The organism is Paenibacillus sp. MAH-35 (assembly GCF_058135425.1).
Genome location: NZ_JBYUPU010000008.1, coordinates 104402 through 118285, shown reverse-complemented (window position 1 = coordinate 118285; position 13884 = coordinate 104402). Strand labels below are relative to the sequence as shown.

Below are 13884 nucleotides of genomic sequence, written 5' to 3'. Positions count from 1 at the left end.
AGATTCATTAAGAAATTGGAAAGCGGCCGGCTGGGAGGGCGACCATGAACGTATTAAAGCAATTGAAGCAATTTTACTGGAAAGATCGTTACTTGCTGTTCGCATCGATTGTCTGTTTGATGTGTTCCACTGCACTCGGGCTCGTTTACCCTCATTTGCTCCGATTTCTGATTGACGATGTCATTAGGCAGGAGCAATATCAGTGGGTGCCCTATCTGGCGCTTACCGTTGTCGCCGTAGTGGCGGTCAAAGCGACCTTCGCTTTCCTGCACGGCTTCTCCGGAGGAAGACTCGGCAACCGCGTCGCTTTTAACATGCGCAACGCCTTGTACGAGAAGCTGCAATACTTGTCGTTTCAATATTACGACAGAGCCAAGACGGGCGATCTGATGTCTAGGCTGACGGCCGACTTGGAAGCGATCCGCCAGTTTATCGGATTCGGATTTGCGCAAATTTTGAACGTGTTCATCATGTTTACGTTCGGCACCATTACGATGCTCCTGATGGACTGGAAACTGACGTTGGTTACCTTTGTGACGATGCCGTTTCTCGTCTTCACCGCACTTCGTCTGGAGCGCAAAATTCATCCGGGGTTCCGGGCGATCCGGCTTGCCAACAGCAACTTGACGACGGCGGTACAGGAGAATATCAACGGCATGCGAACGGTCAAATCGTTTGCGCGCGAGCCTTACGAGGTGGATAAATTCACAGTCCGCAACGAGGAGTATAAAGGAAGCAACATTCATTTGTCGCAAACGTGGGCGAACTATTTCCCGATGATGGAACTGTTGTCCTCTGTATGCGTCGCTATCCTACTCGTCACGGGCGGTATGTTCGTCATCAACGGTTCGATGTCGATCGGCGAACTGGTCGCATTTTTCAGCTTTATCTGGTACATTATCGCACCGATGAGAGATATCGGCTTCCATATTAACAACTACACGCAATCAAAGGCTTCCGGCGAACGCGTATTGGAAATATTGAATCAATATGTACATGTAAAAGACAAGGATAATGCAGTCGCGCTCCGACCGGAGCAAGTATCCGGCTCGATCTGCTTCGACGAGGTGACCTTCGCGTACCCCGACAAGCAGCCGGCGCTTACGAAGTTCGATCTGGATGCGCCCGCAGGCTCCGTAATCGGATTGCTCGGGGGAACCGGATCGGGCAAGTCGACGGTAATCCAGCTGATGCTGCGGGCTTACAATATTAAAGAAGGCCGTATCCTGCTCGACGGCAAGGACATTCGCGACATTAAGATCGAGACGCTGCGTCAGCAGATCGCGCTTGTCTTCCAGGAGACGTTCCTGTTCTCCTCGACGATTCGCAACAATATCGCATACGGCCGCAAGGATGTATCTGACGAAGAGATCGTCCGCGCCGCGAAGCTGGCGAAAGCGCATGATTTCATAATGGAGCTGCCGCTCGGTTACGATACGGTGGTCGGCGAACGCGGTATGGGGCTGTCCGGCGGTCAGAAACAGCGGATCGCCATCGCCAGAGCGTTAATCAAAGACCCGAAAATTTTAATACTGGACGATGCGACGAGCGCGGTCGATATGGAGACGGAACACGAAATCCAAGCCGGTTTCCAGGAACTGATGAAGGGCCGTACGACTTTTATTATCGCGCACCGGATCTCTTCTCTGAAGCATGCTGATGAAATACTCGTACTCGACGAAGGACGTATCGTCCAGCGCGGAACGCACGAGTCGCTTCTGAAGCAGGCCGGAGCGTATTTTGAAACTTACAAAATCCAATATTCGGATCATCCGGATTTTACCTCGCACAAGGAAGAACGGAGGGTGGCCAATTGAGCCAGTCCAAGGAATATTCCGATACTAACCCAAAATCCGATACTACGCCTAAAACGGCGGGCCGAAATTCGAATTCGCAGGAGCGTTTCATCTACCAGGACGACGACAAGATGGAGAAGGCGTTCGACTGGAGTCAGCTGAAGCGGATGGGGGAATATTTGAAGCCGTATTCCCGGGAATTGCTGCCGATTATACTCGTTACGATGATACTCGGTACGCTGTCCAAGCTCGCCATCCCTTACTTGATCAGTCTTGCGATCGACAAGGCGATCTTTAACGGTGACGGCAACCTGCTGCTCATCTATGCATCGACGATGCTTGCCCTGTATGTGGTGCAATGGCTCGTCAACGTATATCGGATCCGGTATATTAACGTGATCGGCCAGAAAGTGCTGTTCGATTTGCGGTATGCATTATTCAGCCACATTCAGCAGCTGTCGTTCCGCTTTTTTGACAAACGTCCGGCCGGGTCGGTGCTGGTCCGGATTACGAATGACGTGAACTCGCTGCAGGACTTGTTTACGAACGGCGTCGTCAACCTGATGATCGACTGCGTGCAGCTCGTCGGTATCGTCATCATCCTGCTGACGCTTAGTCCGAAGCTCGGAATCGCGATTATTATAACGGTACCGCTGATGTTCATCGTATCGACATCGCTTCGTAAACGGATTCGAAGAGCCTGGCAGGACGTCCGCATGAAGCAGTCCCGGATTAACTCGCATTTGGCCGAATCGATACAGGGCATCCGCGTCACTCAAGCTTTTACGCAAGAAAAGGAAAACATTAAATATTTCGATGACATGAATACGATCAACAAAAAATCGTGGGACCGGGCGTCGATGCTCAACCAGGCGTTCGGACCGATTATCGAGCTGACCGCAGCCATCGGTACGTGTATCTTGTTCTGGTACGGCAGTTATTTGATCGAATCCAAGGAGCTTACGATCGGGATGCTGGTCGCCTTTGCCAGCTATATCGGCAACTTCTGGGAGCCGATCAACCGTCTTGGGCAGATGTACAACCAGATGCTGGTGGCGATGGCTTCGTCGGAACGGATATTCGAGTTTTTGGACGAAAAGCCGAATGTGGCGGAGAAAGCCGAGCCGAAGACGTTGCCGCCGATCAAGGGCGATGTCCGGTTCGAAAATATCGTATTCGAATACGAGCGCGGTCGTCCGGCGTTGAAAGGAATCAGCCTGGAAGCGAAGGCGGGCGAATCGGTGGCGCTGGTCGGGCATACGGGATCGGGCAAAAGTACAATTATGAACCTGCTGTGCCGGTTCTACGATCCGGTCGAAGGGCGCGTGCTGGTGGACGGCCACGATATCCGCGACGTGTCGCTGCAAAGCTTGCGTTCGCAAGTCGGAATCGTCCTGCAGGATACGTTTATTTTCTCTGGTTCGATCCGGGATAATATCCGCTTCGGACGGCTGGACGCGACCGACGATGAGATCCAGGCGGCGGCCAAAGCCGTGCACGCCCACGATTTCATCAGCAAGCTGCCTGACGGCTACGACACTCAGGTGGAGGAGCGGGGCAATATGCTGTCGATGGGACAGCGCCAGCTGCTCTCGTTCGCCCGGGCGTTGCTGGCCAACCCGCGGGTATTAATTCTCGACGAGGCGACAGCGAGCATCGATACGGAAACCGAGCTGAAAATCCAGGAAGCGCTGAAGACGCTGCTGATCGGCCGTACCTCGTTTATTATCGCTCACCGGTTGTCCACGATCAGGGGGGCCGACAAAATCGTCGTGCTGGATCACGGTAATATAATGGAAGAAGGCAGTCACGACGAGCTGATGCGGCTGGAAGGCATTTATCACGGACTCGTGCAAGCCCAATACAAATTTTTAAGCGAAGCTGTCTAAGCTTCCGTCAGGCCAATCGGCCGCCGCTTCCTCCGAGAAGCGGCGGCCGATTATTTTTAAGAGCAAGTATACGTTTTCGGAGAAGCGGATACTTGCTGTTCGCAAGACAAGCTACGACCAACGCAGGTCGTACAACTAACGAAGGCCTCATCATACATCGCATCGCGGCAAAGCATCGTTTAAATGTTTTTCTGATTGTGCCAGCAAGCGCCGTGGCTGTCGATCATGGCAGCTTGGACTTTATGTGTCCGCCTATGGGCTAGAGGGAAACAAATAGGAGTGGTTTGTACCCTCTATTTCATCCGAAACCCGGCCTGGCGACGGAATAAGAGCGGTTTGAAACTGTTAAAATCCGCAAAAGGGGTGCGCATCCCATCAGTCGGTTGAAATAAGGGGTGCAAACCGCCTCTATTCGTCCCTGTTTTCTCCATTTGCCGAAAATAGGTGCCAAAGACTCTTATTGGGTTAGCAAGTGTTAGCAAGTGTTAGCAAGTGCTAGTAAAGGTTGGTAAAGGTTAGCGAGGATTGGTAAGTGTTAGCAAGCGTCGCTATCAAGGCTAGTTAGCGCCAGCTAGCGTTAGCATCGTGGAAAAGGCTTCGTTTGCAAGCTTTCTTATCTTTCGCCCGATTTATTTTTATTAGGACTGGCAATATCGGAGCCTCTTTCGAATACGCTTGCCTTAGAGCGGAAACTGCGGCAGTTGAAAGCGCGGAACAAGAGGGAGGAGATCTATGTTAATCGAGGTGGTCAAGCCGGGCGATTCGTTATGGGCGATTGCGAAACGTTATGGAGTGACGGCGGATGAAGTCGCCCGAATAAACGGAATCGACGATCCGACGAGACTGGTCGCCGGTCAGGCGCTCGTCATTCCTACGAAAGATCGGGTCCATGTCGTAGCGCCCGGAGAGTCGTTGTGGACGATTGCCGGCAAGTACGGCACTTCCGTCGATCAGTTGATGAGAGCGAACCAAATAACCGACCCGTCCCGATTATATATCGGCCAGCGTCTTCGCGTCCCGGGGGAGCCGGTCAGACCGGTAATCGAGACGAACGGTTACTTGCAGCCGTCGAATGCGGAGAAGGACCGGGGTATCGTAGCGGAGACGGCAAACTATCTTACATACTTCAGCATCTTCCAATATATCGTCCAGAAGGACGGGACGCTCCAAGCTCCGAACGACGAAGCGGCGCTCGCTGCGATCCGGCCGACCCCATCGGTGCCGATGATGGTCATCACCAACTTCGAAGGCGGGACGTTCACCCCCGACACCGCGCGGGCGATATTCGATAATGCGGAAGCGCGGCAAAACCTGATCGACAACGTAATAGCGACGATGAAACGAAAGTCGTTTTATGCGCTGAATATCGACTTCGAGCATATGTATCCGGCCGACCGGGAGAAGTATAACGCCTTCCTGAGAGAAATAACGACTCGCGTTCACGCGGAAGGAAAACTCGTCTCCACGGCGCTTGCCCCGAAGACCAGCGCGGAACAGGCCGGGCAATGGTACGAAGCTCACGATTATCCGGCGCACGGCGAAATCGTTGATTTTGTCATCATTATGACTTACGAATGGGGCTGGTCCGGCGGACCGCCTATGGCTGTAGCCCCGATCCCGCAAGTACGCAGCGTGCTCGAATACGCCCTCTCAGTTATACCGGCGGGCAAGATCATGATGGGAGCGCCTCTGTACGGTTACAATTGGACGCTTCCGTATGTCAAAGGAGGCAAGTTCGCCCCGACCTTAAGTCCGAAGGCGGCCGTCGAGCTGGCCCGGGATGTCGGCGCCTATATCCAGTACGATTATACCGCTCAAGCTCCTCACTTCTCGTATTATGACAACGATGCGAAGGAGCATATCGTCTGGTTCGAGGACGCGCGCAGCATGCAGGCGAAGTTCGACCTGATCAAGGAATACGGGCTGCGCGGGATCAGCTATTGGGTGCTCGGCCAAAGCTTCCCGCAAAATTGGGCGCTGCTCGAAGCGAATTTTACGATCAAGTCGCTTAAGTAATTCCGGGCAACGACGCTAGTTCATAACCCGTATTCGCGCAAAGCCTTTCCGGACCTTATCCGGGAAGGTTTTTTTTCAAAGGCTTGATTTGCAAAATAAAGTCGGAACCTTTACTCTAAAGTTAGCGCCATTTTCGCGCGTACTATTTGGGAGGGGTCGTCTTGAAATCGACGCGAACGTTATGGAGAACGATCGGCACGACGGCGGCGATATCCACTCTTCTGATGGCCGGCGGTCTCGTGTATGCGATGAACGATATTATGAACCCGAAGCCGGCCGACTTCGTACAGCAGCCGCAGCAGCAGCCGGCGGCGGAGGCGAAGACGACAGTGGATATCGTGGCGCTCGGCGATTCGCTTACGGTCGGGACCGGTGACGTCAGCGGGAAAGGGTATGTCCAGAACGTGAAGGACAAGCTGGCGGCCGCTACGAAGAAACAGGTAAATGTAATCGGCAATTACGCCGTTAACGGGTACACAACCGGGCAGCTGCTTAACGATCTGCAAAACGCAAAAGGCGTGCCTTACGGCATCGAACGGGCCGATATCGTCCTGCTGACGATGGGCGGCAACGATCTGTTCGCGATCGGCCGGGATGTGATGAATTCGCAGACGGACGAGCTCGATCCGGTCAAGATCCGGGAGCGGATGCCGGAGCCGCAAAAACGGCTGGAGCAAATTTTAACCCGGCTGGCGGAGCTGAATCCGAAGGCGACGATCGTGTATGTCGGCGTGTACAACCCGTTTTATGATCTGCCGGAGATGCGCCCGGCTTCCGTCCATATTCAGGAGTGGAACGATGCGGCGTTCCGGGTAGCGAACAAGTACCCCAATATGGTGTTTGTACCGACGATGGACCTGTTTCAGCTTCAATTCGACAAGTATATGTACACCGACCACTTCCACCCGAACCAGGAAGGGTATGTGCGAATCGCAGACCGCGTCGTGCAGGCGCTTGAATAGGGAGGTCCGGTCATGAGCCAGGATTCGTCTGTCGTACTGTCCGTCCATCAATTGAAGAAAAAGATTAAAAACCGGCTCATTATTAAAGGGATATCGTTCGATGTCAGGCGCGGCGAAATATTCGGATTTCTTGGGCCGAACGGTTCCGGCAAAACGACTACGATCCGGATGCTGGTCGGGCTGATCAAACCGACCGAAGGGAGCATCACGCTTGGCGGCTACGATGTAGCCAGGCAGCCAACGGACGCATTGAGACACGTAGGCTGTATCGTCGAAAATCCCGAGTTGTATTCGTATATGACCGGCTGGGAGAATCTTGAGCATTTTGCCCGGATGCTTCCCGGCGTCGGAGCACAGCGGATTCGCGAGGTTACCGATATCGTCGGACTCGGCCAGCGCATCCACGATAAGGTCAAGACGTATTCGCTGGGCATGCGCCAGCGGCTCGGCATCGCGCAAGCTCTGCTGGGCCAGCCCAGCCTCCTCATTCTCGATGAACCGACCAACGGCCTCGATCCGCAAGGAATCAAAGAAATGCGCGAGTTTATCCGCAGGCTTGCCTCGGAAGGGCTAAGCTTGTTCGTATCCAGCCATCTGTTAAGCGAGATCCAGCAAATGTGCGATCGGGTGGCGATCATCAGCCACGGTGAAGTGATCGCCGTCGGCGAAGTGGACGAGCTGCTTCAGCAGTCGGGAAGCACGATCGTTTGGCATGTCGAGCCGTATGAACGCGCCAGAGAGATTCTGGCTTCCGATCCGTCCGTTCAAGTGCTCGATTCCGCCCGGCTTGATCCGGAACTTGACGGAGAGGATTCGGCGGGAGGACGCAAGCTGACCGTGCGGATGGAGCAGGAGCGGATACCCGAGTGGAACGAGAAACTTGTGGCGGCGCGCGTTCGCGTCTATTCGATCGGCATCCATCATCCGACGCTGGAGGAGCTGTTCTTGCGTTTGACGGAGGGGGAGAACATTGAATAGCATCGGACTCTTGCCATTGGTTCAGAACGAAACGATCAAGATATGGAAGAAAAAACGGTTTCTCGTCATATTGCTTCTGCTGGCTGCTCTTATTCCGATGTTTACGTATGCACAGATGAAAGTGGCTCAAAACAACCAGAAGCAGTTCGGCTCCCAAGACTGGAGACTCGTTACTCAGCAGCAAATTCAGGACTATACGAACCGGCTGGCCAGCAACCGGGTGCCGGAGGAATGGAAAAAGTACATCCGCGTCCAGGTGAAGGTGCTGCAATATTATTTGGACAAAAACGTCGATCCGAAGGCACCGAACGGAGTTACCTTCACGACTACGTTCGTTGCCAATGCGATCGGGCTGTTCATCCCGCTGATGGTGATGGTGATCGCGTCCGATCTCGTCTCCTCGGAGCATTCCGCCGGGACGATCAAGCTGCTGCTGACGAGGCCGGTCCAGAGATGGAAAGTGCTGGCGAGCAAATATATCGCGCTCATCTTTTACATATCGCTGACCGTTCTGGCGACGGCTTTGCTGGCGTATCTCATATCCGGTCTCGTATTCGGCTACGGAGGCTGGCAGCTCCCGTCGTTTACCGGCTTCAAGATCGTCGGTTCCGAGGTCGACGCGTCGAACGTGCATCCCGTGCCGCAATGGCTCTATCTCATCATGGAGATGGGACTCGTCTGGTTCGCGGCGCTGATCGTCGGATTCATGTCGCTGATGGTATCGGTTCTCGTGCGAAGCACTGCGGCGGGGATGGGGATTATGCTGGCGGTGCTGATCGCCGGCAACATTTTGACGAACATGGTATCGTCCTGGGAGACGGCCAAATATTTGTTTATGGTCAATCTGACCCTGACCGACTACTTGTCCGGCAGGCTGCCGCCGATCGAGGGGATGGATCTCGCCTTCTCGATGACCGTTCTAGCGGTATGGGGAATCGCGTCGCTGATCGTGTCGTTTTGGGTATTCACCAAAAAAGATATTTTGAACTAGGAGTTGCAGGCGGAGCCGCTTTTCAGGCGGGCATGGTAAAAGCGGCCCGCTTTGAGTATAATGCATAATAGCTGACACAAAAGAAACGAAAGAATAGGGGGCACGCGGATTGTCAGAGCAGCAGTTGGACTTGTTTTCGGCACCGGCGTCATCGGACGGTAAAAAAACGGCGCCTGCTTCGCCGGGCGGCAAATCGGGTAACGGCGGCAAAGCTTCCGCAGAGAAACAAGCGGGAAGCGCTAAGGCTGCCACGAATAAACAGCCGGCCGCAGGCGCGTCATCGGACGTGCTTTCTTCCGGTTACGATGCGGACGATATTCAGGTACTCGAGGGGCTAACGGCTGTCCGCAAAAGGCCGGGCATGTATATCGGGAGCACAAGCGCTTCCGGGCTTCACCATTTGATCTGGGAAATCGTCGACAACGCGGTTGACGAGCATCTCGCGAAGTTTTGCTCGAAGATCGATGTCATTATACATAAAGATCAGTCCGTAACCGTTCGCGATAACGGCCGCGGAATTCCTACAGGCATGCATAAGACCGGGATACCGACTCCGCAGGTCGTATTTACGATTCTGCATGCGGGCGGCAAGTTCGGCGGCAGCGGATATAAGAAATCCGGGGGGCTTCACGGCGTCGGCGCTTCGGTTACGAACGCGTTGTCCGAATGGCTGGAAGTGGAAATATGGCGTGACGGCAAGACGCACCGGCAGCGGTTCGAGTATTGGGTGGACGAATCGGGCAAGGAGCATGTGGGAGAGCCGGTAACCGGCCTGCAGATGCTCGGCAATACGAACCGCTCCGGCACGCAGATTACGTTCAAGCCGGACAAACGGGTGTTTCAGAGCGGGACGACGATTAATTACGATACGTTATCGGAGCGGCTGCAGGAGATCGCTTTCCTGAACTCCGGACTGAAAGTCCATTTGAAGGACGAACGTTCGGGCAACGAGGAGACGTTCGAATATGCGGGCGGAGCGAAACAGTTCGTCCAATTTTTGAACGAGGACAAGACGGTTCTGCACGATGTGATCCATTTTGTGGCGGAGAAGGACGAGATCGAGGTCGAGGTGGCGTTCCAGTATAACGACGGGTATACCGAAACGATCGCTTCGTTCGTCAACTCGATTCCGACACGCGGGGGCGGTACGCACGAGACGGGCTTTAAAACCGCTTTCACCCGGATCATGAACGAATATGCGAGAAAAGCGGGGCTGCTGAAAGAAAAAGATAAAAACCTGGAAGGCGTCGATCTCCGCGAAGGCATGATGATCGTCATCAACATCAAGATGGGCGAGGTCGAATTCGTCGGCCAGACGAAAGACCAGCTCGGCAGCGCATCGGCGCGCAGTGCGGTCGATGCCGTCGTGATGGAGAAGATGGCGGTTTTTCTCGAGGAAAATCCGCAAGTCGCCCAATTGCTGCTCCGCAAGGCGGTGCAGTCCGCCAAGGCGAGGGAAGCGGCGCGAAAAGCTAGGGAAGAAGTGCGCAACGGCAAAAAAGGAAAAAGTGAAAGCTCCAATCTGGGCGGTAAGCTTACGCCGGCGCAATCCAAAGACCATATGCGCAACGAGCTGTTCATCGTGGAGGGCGATTCCGCCGGCGGCTCGGCCAAGCAGGGACGCGATTCGCGCCATCAGGCGCTGCTGCCGCTGAAGGGCAAACCGATGAATCCGGAGAAGGCGAAGCTGGCCGACGTGCTGAAGAACGACGAGTACAAGGCGATCATCGCGGCGATCGGCGCGGGAGTCGGGTCCGACTTCGAACTCGAAGAAATCAATTACGGCAAAGTCATTATTATGACCGATGCCGATACGGACGGCGCGCACATCCAGGTGCTGCTGCTGACGTTTTTCTACCGGTATATGAAGCCGCTGCTCGATGCCGGACGGGTGTACATCGCCCAGCCGCCGCTGTTCAAGGTGTCCAAGAAGGCCGGGAAGCAGACGGTCGTCAAGTACGCATACTCCGACGAACAGCTTGCGGCGATTGTAAAGGAAATGGGGAAAAACGTCGAGCTGCAGCGTTACAAAGGACTCGGCGAGATGAATCCGGATCAGCTGTGGGAGACGACGATGGACCCCGAGCAGCGGACGCTGCTGCAAGTGCAGATCGAAGATGCGGCCAAAGCCGAACGCCGCGTATCGACACTGATGGGCGATAAAGTGGACCCGCGCAAACGGTGGATTATCGAAAATGTAGATTTTACGGAATACGAGGAGTAGGAGGCCCGCATCCGACCGGCTTCTCGACCTCCTTGAAGATCGGTCGCGGATGTCGCGCTTTTGCTGTAAATTCGTCGAATTTACAGTTATTCCGCGTTTCTGCCGGCATCAGCCGGAACGTTCCGCCCTTTTCGCATCCCAATTTGCGTTTGTTAATTATCGATAGGAAGGTGATCCGAGCTTGAGCGCATCCGAACAGCATTTGCCTGCATTCCTCGAAGAAGTAGTCGGCGACAGGTTTGGCCGCTACTCCAAATATATTATTCAAGACCGGGCGATTCCCGACGTCCGCGACGGTCTGAAGCCGGTACAGCGCCGCATCCTGTATGCGATGTACGATGCCGGCAATACACCGGACAAGCCTTACCGCAAGTCCGCCAAGACGGTCGGGGACGTCATGGGCAATTATCACCCGCATGGAGACTCCTCCATCTATGAAGGTATGGTCCGGATGGCACAGCCGTGGAAGATGGGGCATACGCTGATCGACGGGCACGGCAACTGGGGCTCGCTTGACGATGATCCGGCGGCGGCGATGCGGTATACCGAAGCGAGACTGTCGCAGATCGCGATGGAGCTTCTGCGGGATATCGACAAGCGGACTGTGTTGTTCAAGGACAATTTCGACAATACGACCAAGGAGCCTGCCGTGCTCCCGTCGCGTTATCCGAACTTGCTCGTGAACGGCGTCAGCGGCATCAGCTCCGGTTTCGCTACGGAAATTCCGACCCATAACCTTCGCGAAGTCATCAACGCTTGCGTCGCTCTGATCGATGATTCCAGCATGACGCTTGAGCAGCTGATGCAGATCATGAAAGGTCCGGATTTCCCGACGGGCGGCATCATTATGGGCTCGGAAGGGATCAAGGAAGCGTATCAGACCGGTAAAGGCCGTATCTATATCCGCGCGAAAACCGCGATTGAAGATATGAAGGGCGGCCGTCAGCAGATTGTGGTTACCGAGATTCCGTACCAGGTCGTGAAGTCGAAGCTCGTCACGGCGATCGAGAATATCCGGATCGAGAAAAAGATCGAGGGTATCGCCGAAGTGCGCGACGAGAGCGGGCGGAACGGTCTGCGCATCGTCATCGAGCTGAAGAAGGAAGCGGATGCCCAAGGGATCTTGACGTATTTGCTGAAAAAGACGGATCTGCAAGTAGCCTACAACTTCAACATGGTGGCGATCGTCAACAAAACGCCGAGGCAGCTTGGCGTCAAAGAGATGCTGGAAGCATACATCGCCCATCAGAAGGAAGTGCTGACCCGGCGCTCGCAGTTCGAGCTGGAGAAGGCGGAGGATCGGGCGCATATTTTGGAAGGGCTCGTCAAGGCGCTGAACATTCTCGACGCTGTCATCGAAACGATCCGTTCCTCGAAAAACCGCCAGGACGCGCAAAAAAACTTGATCGAGAAGTTTGCCTTTACCGAACGGCAAGCCGATGCGATTCTAACGCTGCAATTATACCGGTTGACCAATCTGGAGATTACGTCGCTCGAGAAAGAGCTTAAGGAAATCCAGAAGACGATTCAATATTTGCGCGGCCTGCTGTCGAGTGAGAAGAAGCTGATGGCTGTCATCAAGGAAGAGATGACGGAGATTCGCGACAAGTACGGCATCAACCGGAGATCGGATATCCAGGAAGAGATCGAGGAGCTGAAGGTGAACCTGGAAGTGATGGTGACGCCGGAGGACGTGCTCGTTACATTGTCGCAGGACGGCTACCTGAAGCGGACGAGCATGCTGTCGTTTACCCGCTCGGGCGGGGAGATCGAAAGCACCGGCGTCAAGGAAGGCGACTTCATCCGCCATCTGCTGGAAGTGAATACGATCGACAGCCTGCTTATTTTTACGCAAAAAGGGTTGTCTTATCTGCTCCCGGTCCATCAGATTCCGGAATACAAATGGAAAGAGAACGGGACCGCGATCGTGAACGTGATTCCGATCGCCAAAGAAGACCGGATCATCTCCGTCATTCCGATCAAGTCGTTTGACGATCCCGGCAAATCGTTCGTCTTTCTTACCAAAAAAGGGCAAGTGAAACGGACGGAGCTGAAAGAGTATTACACGAACCGCTCCGGAGGAATCGTTGCGATTAAGCTCAGCGATTCGGATGAAGTGATCGATGTCGTGCTAAGCGACAACTCGAAAGAAATATTAATCGTAACCCGGCTCGGGATGAGCATCCGGTTCAAGGAAATGGAAGTGAATCCGATGGGCCGGGCGGCCGCGGGCGTCAGGGGCATACAGCTTAAGGATGACGACGAAGTGATCGCGGCGCAGTGGGTGGAAGGCGAAGAAGGCGAAATCTGGGTCGTCACTGATCTGGGATACGCCAAAAGCTCGCTCCTGCTCGATTACCCGGTGCAAGGGCGGGGCGGCAAAGGGATCATCACGTTCGAATTCAAGGAAGGCAAACGGGTCAAACCGAACGGTTCGACTTTGCAGGAAGTGTTTTTTGTCAAGCATGCGCTTCATCTGACGGCGATTCTTCAAAGCGGCGTCCAGCACTCCTTCTCGACCGAGGAGGCGTCGATCGAGGATCGCAAATCGCCCGGCAAGCCGGTGATTCCCGTTGCCAAAGGGGACCGGGTCATTGCCGTCATCAAACGGTCCGTCCCGCTTTAATCGTACGTATCGTACGGAGGATCGAGCTTTTCCAGCAGCTTGACGATTAATTCGATAACGGCCCACGCGGGCATAGGCTCATCCAGCTTATGAAGCCACTGTGGGTCGTTTATTATGCCCTCGGTTAACGCTTTTTTGACAATCTCCGCTTTTTGCGCCTGATCCATCTCGGGTTTTCCTCCTTCATCGCTCCCAGTCGCCAAGTTCCGCGAGCCATATCCTTCAGCATATGTTGAAACCTATCAAAATGTTAAAGCTTTCCCCGGTTTCTGTTGCAAAATATTAATAGTATTAACCTTTAATCCGACAATCTCGGGTGCTATAATAGAGACAGGTAGCAACATAACGGATATCGTTGATCGTCCCCGCGCTTCCCATGCCGGCTTTGCCCGCGCAAAGCTG

At 54.3% G+C, this 13884-nt stretch carries 9 protein-coding genes; 8 read left to right on the top strand and 1 reads right to left on the bottom strand.

Annotated features, from left to right (window positions below; all coding sequences use genetic code 11):
• The first annotated feature begins 44 nt into the window (after window positions 1-44).
• From AC3Y2E_RS11110 to gyrA, 8 genes are all read left to right on the top strand, one after another.
• Window positions 45-1817: an ABC transporter ATP-binding protein gene (locus tag AC3Y2E_RS11110; protein ID WP_379210114.1), complete on the top strand. Its 1773-nt coding sequence runs from the start codon at window positions 45-47 to the stop codon at window positions 1815-1817.
• Between the two features lie 89 nt (window positions 1818-1906).
• Window positions 1907-3685, top strand: coding sequence for an ABC transporter ATP-binding protein (locus AC3Y2E_RS11105; RefSeq protein WP_379210329.1), 1779 nt, complete (start codon window positions 1907-1909; stop codon window positions 3683-3685).
• Window positions 3686-4417: 732 nt separating this feature from the next.
• Complete coding sequence (locus AC3Y2E_RS11100) at window positions 4418-5701, top strand: glycoside hydrolase family 18 protein (protein ID WP_379210112.1); 1284 nt, start codon at window positions 4418-4420, stop codon at window positions 5699-5701.
• A gap of 161 nt (window positions 5702-5862) precedes the next feature.
• Window positions 5863-6663 carry a GDSL-type esterase/lipase family protein gene (locus tag AC3Y2E_RS11095; RefSeq protein WP_379210110.1) on the top strand — a complete coding sequence of 267 codons (801 nt, stop codon included), beginning with the start codon at window positions 5863-5865 and terminating at the stop codon, window positions 6661-6663.
• A 12-nt stretch (window positions 6664-6675) separates the two neighbouring features.
• Window positions 6676-7641: an ABC transporter ATP-binding protein gene (locus tag AC3Y2E_RS11090; protein ID WP_379210108.1), complete on the top strand. Its 966-nt coding sequence runs from the start codon at window positions 6676-6678 to the stop codon at window positions 7639-7641.
• On the top strand, window positions 7634-8632 hold the full coding sequence (locus AC3Y2E_RS11085) for an ABC transporter permease (protein WP_223836370.1): 999 nt from the start codon (window positions 7634-7636) through the stop codon (window positions 8630-8632). The genes AC3Y2E_RS11090 and AC3Y2E_RS11085 overlap by 8 nt, the downstream gene beginning before the upstream one ends.
• A gap of 286 nt (window positions 8633-8918) precedes the next feature.
• Window positions 8919-10856, top strand: a complete 1938-nt coding sequence (parE, locus tag AC3Y2E_RS11080; protein ID WP_332071187.1) for a DNA topoisomerase IV subunit B — start codon at window positions 8919-8921, stop codon at window positions 10854-10856.
• Between the two features lie 181 nt (window positions 10857-11037).
• Window positions 11038-13482 carry a DNA gyrase subunit A gene (gene gyrA, locus AC3Y2E_RS11075; protein WP_379210105.1) on the top strand — a complete coding sequence of 815 codons (2445 nt, stop codon included), beginning with the start codon at window positions 11038-11040 and terminating at the stop codon, window positions 13480-13482.
• Here gyrA and AC3Y2E_RS11070 read toward each other — a convergent pair.
• The gene (locus AC3Y2E_RS11070) at window positions 13479-13649 is read right to left on the bottom strand and encodes a hypothetical protein (RefSeq protein WP_190924991.1); all 171 of its coding nucleotides are present in this window, start codon (window positions 13647-13649) and stop codon (window positions 13479-13481) included. The genes gyrA and AC3Y2E_RS11070 overlap by 4 nt on opposite strands.
• Window positions 13650-13884 lie beyond the last annotated feature (235 nt).

Bases quoted from the DNA above. Each gene is read 5' to 3' on its own strand.
- AC3Y2E_RS11110 (WP_379210114.1), top strand. From the start codon at position 45: ATGAACGTATTAAAGCAATTGAAGCAATTTTACTGGAAAGATCGTTAC.
- AC3Y2E_RS11100 (WP_379210112.1), top strand. From the start codon at position 4,418: ATGTTAATCGAGGTGGTCAAGCCGGGCGATTCGTTATGGGCGATTGCG.
- AC3Y2E_RS11090 (WP_379210108.1), top strand. From the start codon at position 6,676: ATGAGCCAGGATTCGTCTGTCGTACTGTCCGTCCATCAATTGAAGAAA.
- AC3Y2E_RS11070 (WP_190924991.1), bottom strand. From the start codon at position 13,649: ATGGATCAGGCGCAAAAAGCGGAGATTGTCAAAAAAGCGTTAACCGAG.